Raw genomic sequence first — 17,357 nt, 5'->3', positions numbered from 1 at the left:
CGCTACAGCCTCAGACGCTCGTCGGCGCCCTTGCTCCGGGCGCGGAGCGCTGTATTCAGGCGCTCACCGGCGCGGCGGTGACCCCGTAACCGAGGTTGGTCAGCACCTCGCTCGTCGCCTTCGCGAAATTCAGCGTGATGAAGTGCAGGCACGGCGCGCCCTCGTCGATCAGCCGCTGCGCCATCTCGGTGGCGATCTCGATGCCGACCTCGCGCACCGCCGCCCGGTCCTCCTCCGGACCGTCGCCCGCCGCCTCGCGCAGCCGCTCCAGCACCGAGTCGGGCAGCGCGCGACCGCACAGCTCCTCGGCCCTGGTCACCGTGCGCAGCGAGGTGATCGGCATCAGCTCCGGGATGATCGGCTTGGCGCCCTCGACCGGATCCATCGCGACGACCCGATCCCGCAGCCGCAGGTAGTGGTCGACCTCGAAGAACATCTGGGTGATCGAATACTCCGCGCCCGCACGCAGTTTCGCCGCCAGGAAGGCGGTGTCGGTCTCCAGGTCCGGCGAGCGATGGTGACCCTGCGGGAACGAGGCGACGCCGACGTGGAAATCGCCGAGATCGCGCACGATGCGCACGAGCTCCTCGGCGTACTCCACGCCCTCCGGGTGCTTGTGCCACTCGCCGAGCGGATCGCCGGGCGGGTCGCCGCGCAGCACCAGGATGTTGCGGATGCCGGAATCGGCGTACGCGCCGACCAGCGAGCGCAGCTCGGCCACGCTGTGCCCGACTGCGGTCAGGTGCGCCACCGGCAGCAGGGTGGTCTCCTGCGCCAGCTCACCGGTGACCCGCACGGTGCGATCCTTGGTGGAACCGCCCGCGCCGTAGGTCATCGACACGAACGCGGGATGCATGCGCTCGAACTCGCGTACCGCGCGCCAGAGCCGAGCCTCGCCCGCCGCGTCGCGCGGCGGGTTGAACTCGACGGAGAACGGCACCATCCGGCCGGAATGCACCTGCAAGCTCTGCACGACCGACGGTGTTCCCGAGACGATCGGTGGCGTCGGGGACGGGCGCCCTGGGGTCGAACGTCCCCGCACGGAATCGAAAGTCACCGGTTCAGTGTAGTGGGACGGCCGTACGGCCGTGTCGGCACCGGATTTCCCGGGCGGAGGTTGGTCGACGGCGCGATCGGATGGCCGCGTATTCTCTGATACGGCACCACTATCGCTGCGGCCGGACCGGACGTGCGCCGCGATCGCGCCGACCCGGGCGGCGGTGACGCGCGCTCGCCCAACACAACACCAGTCGCGCTCGACCGGCGCGACCACACCCGTGACCCTGGAGGTTCCTCTGTCCGCCGGACCCGGTACTCCGACAAGAACCCCGGCAACGCCCGCCGCCGACGCGCCACGGACGCCGAGCACCGGCACGTCCGATTTCGTCGCCGCCGTGCAGGACCGGCTCACCGAGTTCTTCGCCACCCGGCGGCCGATCGTCGAGCCGCTCGGACCGGTCTTCGTCGACGCCGCCGACGCGCTGGAGATGTTCGTCCTCCGCGGCGGCAAGCGCACCAGGCCCGCGTTCGCCTGGACCGGCTGGCTCGGCGCGGGCGGCGACCCGGACAGCGACGAAGCGAGCGCGGTGCTCGCCGCCTGCTCGGCGCTCGAACTGGTGCAGGCGTGCGCGCTGATCCACGACGACATCATCGATTCCTCCCGCACCCGCCGCCGTTTCCCCACGGTGCACGTCGATTTCGAGCAGCGCCACCGCGAGCGCGGCCTGGCGGGCGACGCCGCGCAGTTCGGCGCCAGCATCGCGATCCTGATCGGTGATCTCGCCCTGGCCTGGGCCGACGACCTGGTGCACGCCGCCGGCCTCGACCCGGCGGCGCTCGCGCGGTTCGCGGCGGTCTGGGCGCTGATGCGCACGGAGGTGCTCGGCGGGCAGGTGCTCGACATCCACGGCGAAGCGGTCGGCGACGAGTCGGTGGAGGCCGCCTTGCGCATCAACCGCTACAAGACCGCCGCCTACACCGTCGAGCGCCCGCTGCACCTCGGCGCCGCCATCGCCGACGCCGACCCGGACCTGGTCGCGGCCTACCGCACCTTCGGCACCGACATCGGGATCGCCTTCCAGCTGCGCGACGACCTGCTCGGCGTGTTCGGCGATCCGGAGGTCACCGGCAAACCCTCCGGCGACGACCTGCGCGAGGGCAAGCGCACCGTGCTGCTCGCCGAGGCGCTGCGCCGCGCCGACGCCACCGATCCGTCCGCCGCGCACCTGCTGCGCACAAGCATCGGCACCGATCTCGGTGCCGAGGACGTCTCGCGCCTTCGCGCCGTGCTCACCGAGCTCGGCGCCGTCGACGATGTGGAACACCGCATCGCCGACCTCACCGACCGCGGCCTCGCCGCCATCGATTCCAGCTCGGCCACCCCCGCCGCCAAAGAGCAACTACGCGGCATGGCTCTGGCCGCAACCAGGAGGACCGCATGAAAGCCGTTGTGGGACCAGCCGATCGCGTGATCGCAGTCGGCGCAGGACCGGCCCCGCGCAGCACCACCAAGCGCCGAGGGAAGTCCACGGCCGCGCTGACCGAACGTAGGTTGATCCTCGGCGCCGCGCTGCCGACCCGGCGCGGCGTCCGTGTCCCCCGCGCGTGCTCGGCGCCGCGGGACACCGAGTCGGCCGAGGACTGAATCACCGTCCTTCCGCGCCGGACGTCGCGAGGCGACCGGCGTAGCGCACCACGTGGCGATCTGCCTACCGACCGGCAGGCACGAGAATCGCCGCGCTGCGCGTACCGAACGCCGCGCCGGCCCGCTGCGGCGTGGAACGGCCGCGTCCCGCCGGAATGGACGCGGCGCGGGCCGAGGCAGAGTGTCGTGTGCAGTACCGCCGTGCCCGGCGGTCGAGGAGAAGTCAGATGAAAACCGTTGCGGGACCGACCGATCGGGTGGTCGTCGTGGGCGCGGGCCTGTCCGGGCTCGCCGCCGCGCTGCATCTCACCGGCGCGGGGCGGTCGGTCACGCTGCTGGAACGGGCGGATCATCCCGGCGGCCGGGTCGGCAGGTACCGGGGGCCGGATTACGAGATCGACAACGGCGCGACGGTGCTCACGCTCCCGGAACTGATCACCGACGCGTTGGCCGCGGTGGGCCGGACACCCGAGTCGGGCTCGACGCCGCTGCGCATCCACCGGCTCGCGCCGAGCTATCACGCGCGCTTCGCCGACGACTCCAGCATCCGGGTGTTCGCGGACCCGGACGCCATGGCCGAAGAGGTCGCCCGCACCTGCGGCCCTGCGGAGGCACGCCGCTACCGTCGGCTGCGGGACTGGCTGGCGCGCGTCTATCGCGCCGAGTTCACCGAGTTCATGGACACCAACTTCGACTCGCCGCTGGACATGGTGCGCTATCCGCGCAAACGCGCCGCGCTGCTCGACTTGGTGCGGCTCGGCGGTTTCGGCAGGCTCGGACCGCGCGTCGGCCGGATACTCACCGACCGGCGCCTGGCCCGGTTGTTCACCTTCCAGGCGCTCTACGCGGGCATGGCGCCCGCCGACGCGCTCGCCGTGTACGGCGCGATCCCGCACATGGACACCTCCCTCGGCGTCTACTTCCCCGAAGGCGGGATGCGGGCCATCGCCGCCACCATGGCCGAGGCGTTCACGGCCGCCGGGGGGACGCTGCACCTGAACACCGAGGTGGCCGGAATCGAGTACGAGGGTCGGCGCGCCCGCCGGGTGCGCACCGCCGACGGGCGCACGGTGGACTGCGACGCGGTGGTCCTCACGACGGACATCGGCTCGATCGACCGCTTCGGCGTGCGCCGCAGACGGGGGCTGCGGGCCGCGCCGTCGGCGGTGGTCGCGCACGGCACGATTCCGGCCGACGTCGCCGCGAACTGGCCGGTGCAGGCGCATCACACCATCGATTTCGGCGCGGCGTGGGACACCACCTTCGACGAGATCGCCGCCGCGCCGCGCCGCGGCGGCAGGCTCACCGCCCGTGGACGACTGATGCGCGACCCGTCGCTGCTGCTGACCCGCCCCGCGCTGACCGATCCCGGGCTCTACATCGACCGGACCGACGGCCGCCACGAACCGTTCTCGCTGCTCGCGCCCTGCCCCAACCTGGCGAGCGCCCCGCTCGACTGGGACCGGCTGGCCCGCCCCTATCTGCGCGAGCTGCTCGAGGTGTTGGAGGCGCGCGGCTACCGTGGGATCGCCGAACACTTCACCGTCGATCACCTGGACACCCCGAGCACCTGGCTGGCACAGGGCATGATCGCGGGCACGCCGTTCTCCGTCGCGCATCTTTTCCGGCAGACCGGTCCGTTCCGCCCCCGGAATTTCCCGAGTTCCAGCGACAACGTGGTTATCGCCGGTTGCGGCACCACGCCGGGCGTCGGCGTGCCGACGGCGCTGCTGTCCGGGAAACTGGCGGCAAACCGGATTACCGGCGCCGCGGCCGATACTCGGGATGAACCGCGCGTACCAGCGGGATAGTGTTCCGCGCGAACCATTAAACTGATCGCCGACCTATTCACTCGCGGTTGCGACCGCCGACCTTGCCGGGGGGACCGACACGACATGCATCCCCCCGAGACGAGCGCCGCAGCCGCAACGCCGACCGACACCGCGCCCCGCGCGTCGAGTCGCGGCACCTCGAGCACCACCGGATCCAGCACACCGCGATCCTCCGGCGACGGCGCCGACCGGAACAACTTCCGGGACCGGATGCAGACCTACGCCGATTTCGCGCGCAGCCCCGAGGGCCACGCCGCGCTGCTCGGCTTCTTCGGCGCGGTGATGATCACCTTCGGCGGGCTCGGCGCGGGCAGCGTGCGCCAGCGCGATCCGCTGCTCGAGGCGATGAACCTGTCCTGGCTGCGGTTCGGGCACGGCTACGCGCTGTCGAGCATGCTCATCTGGGTCGGCGTGCTGCTGATGATCACCGCGTGGGTTCGCTTGGGCCGCACCACGCTCGGGCTCGGCAACCGGGCGGGCGCGGCGGTCACGCTGAACGAGCTGCGCGCGATCGTCGGCATCTGGATCTTCCCGCTGCTCTTCGCGGTGCCGATGTTCAGCCGCGACGCCTACTCCTATCTCGCCCAGGGCGCGCTGCTGCGCGACGGTTTCGACCCCTACCAGGTTGGTCCGGTCGCGAATCCCGGTGTGCTGCTGGACAACGTGAGCCCCGTCTGGACCACCACCACCGCGCCGTACGGCCCGGTGTTCCTGCTGCTCGGCCGCGCCATCACCGCGATTACCGGTGACAACGTGGTCGCGGGCACCATCGCGCTGCGCCTGGTGATGCTGCCGGGCCTCGCGCTGATGATGTGGGCGGTCCCGTATCTGACCAAACATCTCGGCGGCAAGCCGACGGTGGCGCTGTGGCTCGCGGTGCTCAACCCACTGGTGCTCATCCACCTCATCGGCGGCGTGCACAACGAGATGCTGATGGTCGGCCTGATGTGCGCGGGCATCGCGCTGGTGCTGGAGCGCCACCACGTGGCGGGCATCGTCGTCGTCGCGATCGGCGTGGCCATCAAGGCCACCGCGGGCATCGCGCTGCCGTTCCTCGTGTGGATATGGATGTTGCACGAGCGCGAGCGCCGCGCCGCCGAACGCGCGGCCGCGGACCCGAACGCACCGGCGGATCCCAGCTCGACTCCCGCGAACGGCGCACCGGACGCCGCCAAGGCGGGGCCGGACATGCCGCACCCGGCGATGACGTTCGCCAAGATCGCCGGGCTCGGATTGAGCGTCTTCGCGGTGGTCTTCGTCGCGGCTTCGGCCATCGCGGGCGTGGGCATCGGCTGGCTGACCGCGCTCTCGGGCTCGAAGAAGATCATCAACTGGCTCTCGCTGCCGACGATCATGGCGCACACCACCACCTGGATCACCCCGCTGCGCATGGAATCGGTGCTCAACGTGACACGCGCCCTGTGCGCGCTTGCGCTGGTCGCGGTGCTGGTGTGGACCTGGTGGCGGTTCCGGCACAGCGAGCGCGAGGCGGTGTTCGGCATCCTCATCGCGTTCGTCGGCATCGTCATCCTCTCCCCCGCCGCGCTGCCCTGGTACTACTCGTGGCCGCTGGCGCTGGCCGCCGCGTTCGCGTTGTCCACCACGACACTCATGGTGCTCGTCGGCCTGTGTACCTGGCTGATGCTGGTGTTCCAGCCGGACGGCTCGATCGGTCTGTACAACTTCTGGCACGTGGCCGCGGCGACGTTCGCCGCGGTCGTCGCCGCGCTCTCGCTGCGCACGGTGGACCCGCTGCGGCTGCGTTCCACGCCGCAGGTGGAGACCCCGCGGAGTGAAGTCGCGGCCACCGCTTCGCGACCATGAGCGCCGCGAGATCCGAGAGTGCGGACTGGGACCTAGCCGGTATCGGCCGCGGTCCGCTCGACACGCCGCGCGCGCCTAAAACCCAGACGGCAGCGCGCCTCGACACCTCATCCGATCTCTCGGGAACACCTGATATCCGCCTAGCGGACGCCTATCGCGCGTGCCGGGCGATCGCCGCCGAGCACGGTCGCACCTACTTCCTCGCGACCAGATTGCTGTCTGCCCAGCGAAGACCCGCGGTGCACGCGCTCTACGCCTTCGCCCGGATGGTGGACGACATCGTCGACTACGCGGAAAGCTCGCCGGAGAACCGGCACACCCTCGACCACGGGCCCGCGGACGAACTGGATCTGATCGAGAAACAACTGCGCGTCGCCTTCGAACACGGCACACCCACGGAGCCGGTCCCGCCGCTACGCGCCAAGGTGCTGACCGCGCTCGCCGACACCGTCGACCGCTACGCCATCGATCCGGCGCACTTCTGGACCTTCCTGGACTCCATGCGCATGGACGTTCCCGGCACACCGCACTTCCGCGCCCGCTACGCCACCATGGCCGAGCTGCGCGAGTACATGCGCGGCTCGGCGGCCGCCATCGGCTTGCAGCTGCTTCCGGTGCTGGGCACCGTCGCGCCGCCTGCCGAGGCCGAACCCGCGGCCGCCGCGCTCGGCGAGGCGTTCCAGCTCACCAACTTCCTGCGCGATATCGGCGAGGACCTCGACCGTGGACGCGTCTACCTGCCCGCCGATCAGCTGGCCGCCTTCGGCGTGGACGACGACCTGCTCGCCCATTGCCGCCGCACCGGCCGCACCGATCCGCGGGTCCGCCGCGCACTGGCCCATCTGATCGCGATCAATCGCGGCGTCTACCGAATCGCCGATCCGGGAATCGACCTGTTGAACCCGAGGGTCCGCCCCGCCATCCGCGCGGCGAGCGCGCTCTACGCGGGAATTCTCGACCGGATCGAGGACACCGGATACGCGGTGTTCCAGGGACGAGCGGTGGTGCCGACCGGGCGGCGACTGCTCGTCGCGGGTACCGAACTCATGGCAGGCGCGTTCAGCCGCCGTTGACGGCGACTTCGTGGTTGCCGTTCACACGCCGCACAGCGCCACCGCCCTGCGCGGCGTGGGAATACCTAGGTGAAGTTCAGAAGGGGTCGGCGGCGGCGCGGCGGAGCACCTCGCGGGCGAGCGGGCCGTGCAGCGCGTCGATGGGCTTGCCGGGGAGGCTGGCGTCGTCGGTGAAGATCCACTCGAGGATCTCCTCGTCGGTGTACTTGGCGTCCTTCATGACGGTGATCAGCCCGGGTAGGGGCTTGACGACCGCGCCGGTGTCGTCGAAGAAGACCTCCGGAACGCTCGCCACTCCATTGCGTCGCAAGGCGAGGAGCTGATGGTCACGCAGCATCTGGTGCACGCGCGTCACCACGATCCCGAGGCGGTCGGCCACCTCGGGCAGCGGCAGCACGGCCACGGACTCCGGAAGGACATCCTCGCTGCAGGGAAATGCACTCACCCGCACAACGGTAGACGGTATGGCGGCGCGCGTCGTGTGACACCCGGGCGACAGACCGGTTCGGCCGCTCGGCACGGTTACGATCGTGGGGGCCGCACGGGGCGGTCTGTCGCTGTTCGCGTCATGAGCGAGGGGTGAGCACTTTTGTGAAAGCCGGAGGACATCACTTGATCGGGCAGATGCTGGAAGGGCGCTACCGGATTGACGCGCCGATTGCTCGGGGCGGGATGTCGATGGTCTTCCGCGGCGAGGACACCCGACTGGATCGTCCGGTCGCGATCAAGGTGATGGACCCCAAGTTCGCCGCCGATCCGCAGTTCCTGTCCCGGTTCGAGTTCGAGGCCCGCGCCGTCGCCAAGCTCAAGCATCCGTCGCTGGTCGCTGTGTACGACCAGGGCGTGGACGGCGACCACCCGTTCCTGATCATGGAACTGGTCGAGGGCGGTACCCTGCGCGAGCTGCTGCGCGAACGGGGCCCGATGCCGCCGCACGCCGTGCGCGCCGTCGCCGAACCGGTGCTCGCCGCCATCGGCGTCGCGCACTCCGCGGGCCTGGTGCACCGCGACGTCAAGCCGGAGAACGTGCTCATCTCCGATTCCGGCGAGGTGAAGATCGCCGACTTCGGCCTGGTGCGCGCGGTGGCCGCCGCGACGACCACCTCGGCGAGCGTCATCCTCGGCACCGCCGCCTACCTCTCCCCCGAGCAGGTGACCAGCGGCACCGCCGACTCGCGCAGCGACGTGTACTCGTTCGGCGTACTGATCTTCGAGATGCTCACCGGCCGCGTCCCGTTCATCGGCGACACCTCGCTATCGGTGGCGTATCAGCGGATCGAGAACGACGTGCCGAGCCCGAGCCAGTTCATCTCGGGCGTCCCGCCGGAGTTCGACGAGCTGGTCGCCCGCGCGACGAACCGGGAGCCCGCGCACCGCTTCGCCGACGCCAACGAGATGGCCGCGGAACTGCGCTCGATCGCCGCGGAGCTGAGCCTGCCGCCCTACCGCGTGCCCGCGCCGCGGGAGTCGGCCGAGCATCTGAGCGCGAGCTTCCGCGCGGCGCCCGATCACGGCGGCCGGCCCGCGCCGTCGCGTCCCGCCCCAGCGCCGGACCCGCACACACCGCAGGCGACGCAGCACACCAAGGTGGTCACGGCGGCGCGACCGCGGGTTCCCGACTACGGACCGTCCGGGGACTACGGGCCGCCTTCCGACTACGACCCGCAGCCCGCGGGCCTGCGTCAGCCGCCGTATCAGCCGTACGACGACGATCGGCGCAAGTCGCGCCGGACCACGCTGCTGTGGGTGGCGATCGTCGCGATCCTGACGCTGGTCGTCGGCATCGGCGGCTGGTGGTTCGGCGCGGGCCGCTACGAGCCGGTGCCGCCGATCGCGGGGCTGAGCAGCGAGCAGGCCACCGCGAAGCTGCAAGAGGCGGGCTTCGAGACCGAGATCAGACAGAAGGCCTCGGACACCATCCCGGTGGGCGGCGTGGTCGGCAGCGACCCGTCGGCCGGATCCAAGATCACCAAGGGTTCCACGGTGTCGGTGCTGGTCTCCAGCGGCAAGCCCCGGGTGCCCGACATCGAGCCCGGCGACGACGTGCGCAAGGTGAACCAGCTCATCAAGGACGCCGGACTCCAGCCCGTCGACGCGGGCGAGATCGGCAGTCAGGCGCCCAAGGGCTCCCTGGCGAAGGTCGAGCCCGCGCCGGGCACGGTGCTGCCGATGGGCGGGCAGGTCAAGGTCTACCGCAGCAACGGCGCGCAGCCGGTGAAAGTGCCGGACGTGCGCGGCAAGACCACCGAGGAAGCCGTGGCGGCGCTGAGCGCGGCGGGCATCCAGGTCCGCGAAACCCGCACCGAGTACGACAAGGCCATCGCGGCCGACGAGGTCATCGGCACCGACCCGGCCGCGGGCAGCACGGTGAACTCCGGCGAGGGCGTCGCGCTGATCGTCTCCAACGCGGTCAAACTGCCTCTCCTGGTCGGCGACAGCGTCGGCGAGGCCCGCCAGAAGCTGGAGGGCCTCGGCCTGCGCGTCCAGGTCCAGCAGCTGACCCCGTCGGACAGCTCCGTGGTCATCGGTCAGAGCCCCGGCGCGTCGGCCAAGGTCCAGCCGGGCAGCACGGTCACCCTCACCGCGCTGCCCTGAGTCGCCGGCGAGCCCGGTACCGCTCAGAGGGTCAGCGTGACCTTGCCGAGCGCGGCGACGACATCGCGGTACATCCACCGCTTCATCGCCGCGAGCGCGGGGCCCGCGGTGCTTGCCAGCGCGCCCGCCCTGGCCAGCGCGACCGGCAGCACCCGCTCCTGTTCCTCGACCGCCTCCACGATGCCCGCGGCCAGCGCGTCGGGCCCGCCGTAGCGGCGGCCCGTCAGCATCGCCTCGTGCGCGGCGGGACCGAGCCGAGCGGTCAGCAGGTCGGCGATGCCGCCGGGGATGACGAGGCCGTCATCGGACCGGGCGAGCGGCAGGGTGATCTCGGGCAGGCAGAAGAAACCGCGGTCACCGCGCATGACCCGCCCGTCGTGGGCCATGGCCAGGATCGCGCCCGCGCCGAACGCGTGCCCCTGAACCGCAGCGACGGTCGGCGCCGGGAACGTCAGCACGCGCTCGAACACCCGCTGTCCGGCCATCAGGTAGTCGGTGACGTCCGGCCGCAGGAACCGCTCGGGCTCGAAACCGTTCGAGAAGAACTTGCCCGATCCGGTGGTGACCAGCGCCTTCGGCCCTTCGGCTGCCTGTACTTCGTCGAGGCAGGCGTGAACGGCGTCCATCCATTCGGGGGTGAACCGGTTCTCGGTGTCGAGCTGATCGGGTTCGCCGAGATCGAGCACGAAGACGGCGTCTTCGCGGCGTAGGTGAGGCATGAATACTCCAGGGGTGCGGTGTGTGTCGGGTCAGGCGGGCGGGTCGACGAAGATGTCGTAACCAAGCTCGCCGCTCGGACCGTACCCGGACAGATCCGTGATGCCGTGCGCGGCGAGGACTTCCACGTCCAGATAGGTGTTGCCGGTGGTCGTCGCGGCCGGGCTCTCCAGGATCAGCACCGCGGCGTCCGCGACGATTTCCGGAGTGCGCGCGGTGGCGGCCACCTCCTCGCCGCCGAGCAGATTGCGCACGGCGGCGGTGGCGATGAGCGTCTCCGGCCACAGGCAGTTCGCGGCGATGCCCGACTCGCGGTGTTCGGCGGCCACGCCGAGCGTCAGCAGGGTCATGCCGTACTTGGCCAGCATGTAGGGCGGGTGCGCGCCGAGCCACTTCGGGTCCAGGTTCAGCGGCGGCGAGAGCGAAAGCACGTGCGGGTTCGCCGACTTGCGCAGGTGCGGCAGCGCGGCGCGGGTGAGCAGGAACGTGCCGCGCAGCTGGATCTGCTGCATCAGGTCGAACTTCTTCGCGGGCAACGTCTCGGTGCTCGCCAGGTCGATGGCGCTGGCGTTGTTGACCACGATGTCGATGCCGCCGAACCGGTCGACGGCCTGGTCGACGGCGGCCTGCACCGAGTCCTCGTCGCGGACGTCGCCGACCACGGCGAGCGCCGATCCGCCCGCGGCCTCGATCTCGGCGGCCGCGGTGTGCACGGTGCCGTCCAGCTTCGGATGCGGGACATCGGTTTTGGCGAGCAGCACGATATTGGCGCCGCGCCGGGCGGCCGCGAGTGCGATGGCCAGGCCGATGCCCCGGCTGCCGCCGGACATCACCAGGGTGCGGCCGGACAGTGTCTGTGGAGTCATGGGGTGCCTTTCGGTTCGGCGGCGGTGCTCATGGCGGTCCGGGTGGTGCGCCCGCGCCATGGTGTTGAGCGGAGCCTATAATTGGCTCAACAAATCGTTTGCACCACTACCCTTTTATAGACGCAACGGTTTGTCAAGGGCACCGGCCGCTGGGCATGATGTGACGGGAGGTGAAGGATGTCCGAAGACTCGGCGCTGGTTCCTGGGACCATCGCGGCCCACACGGTGTGCCTGCTGCAGAAGATGGGACAGGTCGCCTTCCGGCTGGCCGAGGAACGTCTGCTCGGCCTCGGCCTGCGGGTACGGCACTACAGCGTGCTCCAAGCGCTGGCCGACCGCGGCGGCATGGCGCAGGCCGAACTCGGCAGCTATCTGCGCATCGATGCCGCCACCATGGTCTCCACCCTCGACGACCTGGAACGCCACGGTTACGCCGAACGGCAACGCGATCCCGGCGACCGCAGGCGCTACCTGGTCATCCTGACCGACAAGGGCGACGAGACGCTCGCGGGCATCCAGACCGCCCTGCGCGAGGTGCACGAGGAGATGTTCGCCGACCTGCCCAAGGAACGGCGGGACCTGCTCGGGGAGATCCTCGGCGAGTTGAACTATTCGGAGCAGTTGCGGGAGCGGTTCGACGCGACCCGGGGCTGAGAGTTCGCGCGCACGAGGCGAATCGGCCTGGAAGCGTCGAAACAAGCGGCGGGACAAAGAGATCCGCACCGCCAGGATGACGGTGCGGATCTCACGTTCGGAACTGGCCCGACGCAGCCACTACGCTCAGCGCAGCATTTCGGCGACCAGGAACGACAGCTCCAGCGACTGCTGAGTGTTCAGACGCGGGTCGCACGCGGTCTCGTAGCGGCCGGACAGGTCCAGATCGGAGATGTCCTGCGCGCCGCCGAGGCATTCGGTGACGTCCTCGCCGGTCAACTCGATGTGCAGGCCGCCGGGGTGGGTGCCGAGCGCGCGGTGCACCTCGAAGAAGCCCTGCACCTCGTCGACGATGCGGTCGAAGTGGCGGGTCTTGAAGCCGGTGGAGGCCTCGTGGGTGTTGCCGTGCATCGGGTCGCACTGCCAGATCACCTGGTGACCGGTCGCCTGCACCTTCTCGATGATGGGCGGCAGCACGTCGCGGACCTTGGTGTTGCCCATGCGGGAGACGATGGTGAGGCGGCCGGGCTCGTTGTTCGGGTCCAGCCGCTCGACGTACTCCACGGCTTGGTCCGGGGTGGTGGTCGGGCCGATCTTCAGGCCGATCGGGTTGGCCAGGAGTTCCGCGAGCGCGATGTGCGCGCCGTCCAGCTGACGGGTGCGCTCGCCGATCCACAGGAAGTGCGCCGACAGGTCGTAGAGCACCGGCTCGCCCGACACCGGGTGCTCGCTCAGGCGCAGCATCGCGCGCTCGTAATCGAGCACGAGCGCCTCGTGGCTGGCGTAGATGCGGGCCGACTGCAAGCTGGGGTCGTTCACCCGGCAGGCGGTCATGAACGCGAGTCCGCGGTCGATCTCCTCGGCCAGCGCCTCGTACCGCGCGCCCGCCGGCGACTGCGCGACGAAGTCGCGGTTCCAGTCGTGCACCTTGTGCAGGTCGGCCATGCCCGCGCTGGTCAGCGCGCGGACCAGGTTCATCGCCGCGCTGGCGTTGGCGTAGGCGCGCACCAGCCGGGACGGGTCGTGCTCGCGCATCTTCTCGTCGGCGACCAGCGCGTTGACCATGTCGCCCCGGTAGGACTTCAGGCCGAGCGCGTCGGTGTCGGAGGAGCGCGGCTTCGCGTACTGGCCCGCGATGCGCGCGACCTTCACCACCGGAAGGCTGGCGCCGTAAGTCAGCACCACGGCCATCTGCAACAGCGTGCGGATGTTGCCGCGGATGTGCGGTTCGGTGTTGTCGGCGAACGTCTCCGCGCAGTCACCGCCCTGCATCAGGAACGCCTCGCCCCGCGCGACCTCGGCGAGCTGGCCGCGCAGCTCCTCCACCTCGGCCGGTACGCAGATCGGCGGCACGCTCTCCAGCACGGTGCGCATCATCGCCGCCTGTTCGGGGTCCCACGACGGCTGCTGTAGCGCGGGCCGGGCCAGCGCCTCGTCCAATCTGCGGCGCAGCTCGGCGGGCAACGGTGGCAGTTCCGGCAGGCGATCGATGGGTACGTCGACGGTCCAGTTCACGAGTTTCAGAATACGGACCGCGCGGTCGCGCAGACAGCAGAGGTCGGGGTGGAAATCGCGCCCCGGAGGTGTGAGCGATCCCCACCCGGAGTAGCCCCTCGCAGACACCGCCCAGATCGCCGCATAGGGTGACAACCGACCGGCACATGCCACCACCGCCGCACGATCGAGGAGAGGTCGATCTCGCTGAGATACTTCTATGATTGCGAGTTCATCGAGGACGGGGTCGTCATCGACCTGGTGTCCATCGGCGTCGTCTGCGAGGACGGCCGCGAATACTACGCGGTGTCCACCGAATTCGACCCAGAGCGGGCGGGACCGTGGGTGCGCAAGTTCGTGCTACCGCAGCTGCCGCCGCCCGCCTCGCCGCGCTGGCGCAGCCGCGAGCAGATCCGCGACGACCTCTACAAGTTCCTGATTCCGCGACCCTCCGTGCAGCCCGAGCTGTGGGCGTGGGTCGGCGCTTACGACCACGTGGCGCTGTGCCAGCTGTGGGGTTCGATGGTCGACCTGCCCACCGCCCTCCCCCGCTATACCAACGAACTGCGCCAGCACTGGGAGGCGCACGGCCGCCCCGCGCTGCCGCCGGTGCCGCCCGACGCGCACGACGCGCTCGCCGACGCCCGCCACAACTACGCCAAGTTCGAGGCCATCGAGGCCGCGCGCAGGCGCTGAAACTACGGCGCAGCGCGTCTGGCTGCGAAAAGGGCGAAGGCCCCGAGTCGTAATTCGACTCGGGGCCTTCGCGCCGACCGGGGGTCAGTGGCTGGACTTGCCGCTGCCGTTGGCCTTCTCCTGTGCCTTCTGGAGCACCGCCAGCTGCCGGTGTTCCTCGGCGTGGTCGAGCTCGAAGTTCCGCTCCGACTCCTCGCGGGGGTCGGGGCGCAGGAAGCTACCGGTGCCCGGCTTGCCCGCCGAACCCAGCTGGTTCATCTTCTTGGGCACCGGGGCGCCCTGGTACGCCAGCGGGATCGGGTGGCCGTGGTCGTCGACCGGGCCGAGCGGCTGGTGCACCTCGATGTACTCACCGTGCGGCAGGCGCTTGATCACACCGGTCTCGATGCCGTGCTCGAGCACCGCCCGGTCGCTGCGCTGCAAGCCGATGCAGAACCGGTAGGTGAGGAAGTACGCCACCGGCGGGGCCACGAGCAGACCGATACGACCGATCCAGGTGGTCGCGTTCAGCGAGATGTCGAACTTCAGCGCGATGATGTCGTTGACGCAGGACAGCGTCAGCACCACGTAGAAGGCGATCGCCATGGCACCGATCGCGGTACGCACCGGAACGTCGCGCGGACGCTGCAGCAGGTTGTGGTGCGCGTCGTCGCCGGTGAGGCGCTTCTCGATCCACGGGTAGGCGATCAGCAGCGTGAACACCAGGCCCATGATCAGCGCGACCCAGAACACGGCCGGAACCGTGTAGTTGCCGATGTAGAGCTCCCACGGCGGCATGAGACGCGCCATGCCGTCGGTCCACATCATGTAGAAGTCCGGCTGCGAACCCGCCGAGACCTGAGCCGGGTTGTACGGGCCGAGGTTCCAGATCGGGTTGATCTGCAGGACGCCGCCCATGATGCCCACGATGCCGAGGGTGAAGGCGAAGAACGCACCCTGGTCCGCGGCGAACACCGGCACGATGCGCGCGCCGACCACGTTGTTCTCCGTGCGACCGGGCCCGGGGAACTGGGTGTGCTTCTGGTACCAGACCAGCGCGACGTGCGCCGCGATCAGCGCCAGGATGATGCCCGGGAAGAGCAGGACGTGGGCGATGTAGAGGCGCGGGATGATGATGTCGCCGGGGAAGTCGCCGCCGAACATCAGCCAGTGCATCCAGGTACCGATCACCGGAATGGAGATGGTGATTCCGGAGAACGCGGCGCGCAGGCCGGTGCCCGAGAGCAGGTCGTCGGGCAGCGAGTAGCCGAAGAAGCCCTCGAACATCGCCAGGATCAGCAGCAGCGAGCCGATCACCCAGTTCGCCTCGCGCGGCTTGCGGAACGCGCCGGTGAAGAAGATGCGGAACAGGTGCACGATGATCGAGGCCGCGAACAGCAGCGCCGCCCAGTGGTGGACCTGGCGCACGAACAGACCGCCGCGCACCTCGAAGGAGATGTTGAGCGCGGTCTCGTAGGCCCGCGACATGCCGACACCGCGCAGCGGCTGATACGCGCCGTCGTAGGTGACGTGCGCCATCGACGGATCGAAGTACAGGGTCAGATACACACCCGACAGCAGCAGGATGATGAAGCTGTACAGGGCGATCTCACCGAGCAGGAACGACCAGTGGGTCGGGAAGACCTTGTTGATCGACCGCTTCACGAACGCGGCGGCACGATACCGCTCGTCCATTTCGTTGGCTTGAGCTGCCACAGAGGGACTCATGAACGACGCTCCCAGTAGGCCGGTCCGAGCGGTTCGATGAAGTCGCCGTTGGCGACGAGGAAGCCCTCGGAGTTGACGGTGATCGGCAGCTGCGGCAGTGCGCGAGCGGCGGGACCGAAGATCGGCTTACCCCATTCGGTCGCGGAGAACTGCGACTGGTGGCAGGGGCAGAGGATCCGGTTGGTCTGCTGCTCGAACAACGAGGTCGGGCAGCCGAGGTGGGTGCAGATCTTCGAGTAGGCGAAGTAGTCGCCGAAGTTGAAGCTCTCCTGGCCCTTGCGCTTGATGGCCTTCTCGGCGTCCTCGGTGCGCAGACGGATCAGCATGACCGCGTTGCGGATGCCGCGCAGCGACTGCAGCATCTCGTGGGAGTCGCCGCGCCACTTCTCCTTCCACGGGAACACCGTCTCCATGCTGCCCGCGTCCAGGTCCTCCGGACGCACCAGCACGATGTCCTCCGGACGGCCGGTGTCGCGGCGCAGGTAGATGGTCTCGCCGGGGAAGTCCGGCGTCCAGCCCGAGACCCACAGCGGCGACTTGTCGCCCTTGGCCCACGGGTTCTTGATCATGCCGCCGACGAAGAGGAACAGCGAGCCGAGGCCGAGGATGCCGACGCCCGCACCCGCGGTGCGGGTGATCATCTTGCGGCGGCCCAGGGTGGAGGTGTCGAGCGCGTCCTGCAGCTCGGCCACCAGGGTGCGCCGCTCGACCTCCGGCGACGGACCGTCGTGACGGTCCTGGATGGAGATCTCGGCCGGGATGAACTTCTTGCGGATCAACACCACGGCGATGCCGATGACCAGCACCGAGATGCCGAAGGTCAGGCCGACCAGAGGCGTGAACAGCGAATAGGCGTTGTGGCCTTCCTCGTTCGTGCCCTTGAACTCCCAGGGCCAGAACAGGAAGACACCGACCAGCGCGGCCGCCGCAAGACCGGAGATGGCGAACCAGAAGGTGACCTCGCGCTCGGCGCGCTTCTCGGCCCGGGTGCCCGGGATCGGGAAGCGCTCGCGCCGGTAGGCGACGTCGACGCCGTCGCGCTCGGTGCCGAGCTTGACCAGCTCGTCGCGCGACATCGCGTCCAGTTCGTCTTCGGTCGGGTCGGCGGGGGTGTTCACCGGCCCCTTCGACAGCTCGGTCCCCTCATCCGGGCGACTCACGTCGTCTCGCTCCTGTTCACTCATGGCTCTGTCCTTTCGCCCATGCCCGGACGCCCTCCGTGGCCACGCGGGCTGCCGCCTCGGGGCGCTGACCG

General features: G+C 69.9%; 15 protein-coding genes. 8 read left to right on the top strand and 7 right to left on the bottom strand.

What is annotated here, in order from left to right:
* Positions 1 to 55: 55 nt before the first annotated feature.
* Entirely contained in the window at positions 56 to 1,057 is a 1,002-nt protein-coding gene (locus FB390_RS30125) for a methylenetetrahydrofolate reductase (protein ID WP_141812588.1), read from the bottom strand.
* Positions 1,058 to 1,283: 226 nt separating this feature from the next.
* On the opposite strand from FB390_RS30125, the gene FB390_RS30120 reads away from it, so the two are divergent.
* From FB390_RS30120 to FB390_RS30100, 5 genes are all read left to right on the top strand, one after another.
* On the top strand, positions 1,284 to 2,441 hold the full coding sequence (locus FB390_RS30120) for a polyprenyl synthetase family protein (protein ID WP_141813180.1): 1,158 nt from the start codon (positions 1,284 to 1,286) through the stop codon (positions 2,439 to 2,441).
* Positions 2,438 to 2,644, top strand: a complete 207-nt coding sequence (locus FB390_RS30115) for a hypothetical protein (protein WP_141812587.1) — start codon at positions 2,438 to 2,440, stop codon at positions 2,642 to 2,644. The genes FB390_RS30120 and FB390_RS30115 overlap by 4 nt, the downstream gene beginning before the upstream one ends.
* Before the next feature lie 227 nt (positions 2,645 to 2,871).
* Entirely contained in the window at positions 2,872 to 4,455 is a 1,584-nt protein-coding gene (gene crtI, locus FB390_RS30110) for a phytoene desaturase family protein (protein ID WP_141812586.1), read from the top strand.
* Positions 4,456 to 4,539: 84 nt separating this feature from the next.
* Positions 4,540 to 6,300 (top strand): alpha-(1->6)-mannopyranosyltransferase A, encoded by a 1,761-nt coding sequence (locus tag FB390_RS30105; protein WP_141812585.1) that lies wholly within the window; start codon positions 4,540 to 4,542, stop codon positions 6,298 to 6,300.
* Positions 6,297 to 7,373 (top strand): phytoene/squalene synthase family protein, encoded by a 1,077-nt coding sequence (locus FB390_RS30100; protein WP_141812584.1) that lies wholly within the window; start codon positions 6,297 to 6,299, stop codon positions 7,371 to 7,373. Before FB390_RS30105 ends, FB390_RS30100 begins: the two co-directional genes overlap by 4 nt.
* 76 nt (positions 7,374 to 7,449) lie before the next feature.
* On the opposite strand, the gene FB390_RS30095 is transcribed toward FB390_RS30100, so the two are convergent.
* The gene (locus tag FB390_RS30095; RefSeq protein ID WP_067786170.1) at positions 7,450 to 7,818 is read right to left on the bottom strand and encodes an Rv2175c family DNA-binding protein; all 369 of its coding nucleotides are present in this window, start codon (positions 7,816 to 7,818) and stop codon (positions 7,450 to 7,452) included.
* 167 nt (positions 7,819 to 7,985) lie between these two features.
* On the opposite strand from FB390_RS30095, the gene pknB reads away from it, so the two are divergent.
* Entirely contained in the window at positions 7,986 to 9,968 is a 1,983-nt protein-coding gene (pknB, locus tag FB390_RS30090) for a Stk1 family PASTA domain-containing Ser/Thr kinase (RefSeq protein ID WP_246124474.1), read from the top strand.
* A gap of 23 nt (positions 9,969 to 9,991) precedes the next feature.
* On the opposite strand, the gene FB390_RS30085 is transcribed toward pknB, so the two are convergent.
* Together FB390_RS30085 and FB390_RS30080 are read right to left on the bottom strand one after the other, a co-directional pair.
* A complete protein-coding gene (locus FB390_RS30085) occupies positions 9,992 to 10,687 on the bottom strand; it encodes an enoyl-CoA hydratase/isomerase family protein (protein WP_141812583.1) in 696 nt (231 codons plus the stop codon).
* Positions 10,688 to 10,717: 30 nt separating this feature from the next.
* A complete protein-coding gene (locus tag FB390_RS30080) occupies positions 10,718 to 11,551 on the bottom strand; it encodes an SDR family oxidoreductase (RefSeq protein ID WP_141812582.1) in 834 nt (277 codons plus the stop codon).
* A 177-nt stretch (positions 11,552 to 11,728) separates the two neighbouring features.
* Between FB390_RS30080 and FB390_RS30075 the strand changes: the two genes are divergently transcribed.
* Positions 11,729 to 12,205: a MarR family winged helix-turn-helix transcriptional regulator gene (locus FB390_RS30075; protein WP_141812581.1), complete on the top strand. Its 477-nt coding sequence runs from the start codon at positions 11,729 to 11,731 to the stop codon at positions 12,203 to 12,205.
* Positions 12,206 to 12,331: 126 nt separating this feature from the next.
* On the opposite strand, the gene FB390_RS30070 is transcribed toward FB390_RS30075, so the two are convergent.
* On the bottom strand, positions 12,332 to 13,720 hold the full coding sequence (locus FB390_RS30070) for a class II 3-deoxy-7-phosphoheptulonate synthase (RefSeq protein WP_141812580.1): 1,389 nt from the start codon (positions 13,718 to 13,720) through the stop codon (positions 12,332 to 12,334).
* 186 nt (positions 13,721 to 13,906) lie between these two features.
* Between FB390_RS30070 and FB390_RS30065 the strand changes: the two genes are divergently transcribed.
* Complete coding sequence (locus FB390_RS30065; RefSeq protein WP_141812579.1) at positions 13,907 to 14,395, top strand: polyadenylate-specific 3'-exoribonuclease AS; 489 nt, start codon at positions 13,907 to 13,909, stop codon at positions 14,393 to 14,395.
* A gap of 84 nt (positions 14,396 to 14,479) precedes the next feature.
* On the opposite strand, the gene qcrB is transcribed toward FB390_RS30065, so the two are convergent.
* Together qcrB and qcrA are read right to left on the bottom strand one after the other, a co-directional pair.
* A complete protein-coding gene (gene qcrB / locus FB390_RS30060; RefSeq protein WP_141812578.1) occupies positions 14,480 to 16,102 on the bottom strand; it encodes a cytochrome bc1 complex cytochrome b subunit in 1,623 nt (540 codons plus the stop codon).
* Positions 16,099 to 17,286: a cytochrome bc1 complex Rieske iron-sulfur subunit gene (gene qcrA / locus FB390_RS30055; RefSeq protein WP_221639437.1), complete on the bottom strand. Its 1,188-nt coding sequence runs from the start codon at positions 17,284 to 17,286 to the stop codon at positions 16,099 to 16,101. Before qcrA ends, qcrB begins: the two co-directional genes overlap by 4 nt.
* Positions 17,287 to 17,357: the final 71 nt, after the last annotated feature.

The sequence above is a fragment of the Nocardia bhagyanarayanae genome, assembly GCF_006716565.1.
GTDB lineage: Bacteria > Actinomycetota > Actinomycetes > Mycobacteriales > Mycobacteriaceae > Nocardia > Nocardia bhagyanarayanae.
This window is presented reverse-complemented; position numbering and strand designations above follow the sequence as displayed.

Bases quoted from the DNA above. Each gene is read 5' to 3' on its own strand.
- FB390_RS30080 (WP_141812582.1), bottom strand. From the start codon at position 11,551: ATGACTCCACAGACACTGTCCGGCCGCACCCTGGTGATGTCCGGCGGC.
- FB390_RS30075 (WP_141812581.1), top strand. From the start codon at position 11,729: ATGTCCGAAGACTCGGCGCTGGTTCCTGGGACCATCGCGGCCCACACG.
- qcrB (WP_141812578.1), bottom strand. From the start codon at position 16,102: ATGAGTCCCTCTGTGGCAGCTCAAGCCAACGAAATGGACGAGCGGTAT.
- FB390_RS30100 (WP_141812584.1), top strand. From the start codon at position 6,297: ATGAGCGCCGCGAGATCCGAGAGTGCGGACTGGGACCTAGCCGGTATC.
- FB390_RS30105 (WP_141812585.1), top strand. From the start codon at position 4,540: ATGCATCCCCCCGAGACGAGCGCCGCAGCCGCAACGCCGACCGACACC.
- FB390_RS30085 (WP_141812583.1), bottom strand. From the start codon at position 10,687: ATGCCTCACCTACGCCGCGAAGACGCCGTCTTCGTGCTCGATCTCGGC.
- FB390_RS30115 (WP_141812587.1), top strand. From the start codon at position 2,438: ATGAAAGCCGTTGTGGGACCAGCCGATCGCGTGATCGCAGTCGGCGCA.
- qcrA (WP_221639437.1), bottom strand. From the start codon at position 17,286: ATGAGTGAACAGGAGCGAGACGACGTGAGTCGCCCGGATGAGGGGACC.
- crtI (WP_141812586.1), top strand. From the start codon at position 2,872: ATGAAAACCGTTGCGGGACCGACCGATCGGGTGGTCGTCGTGGGCGCG.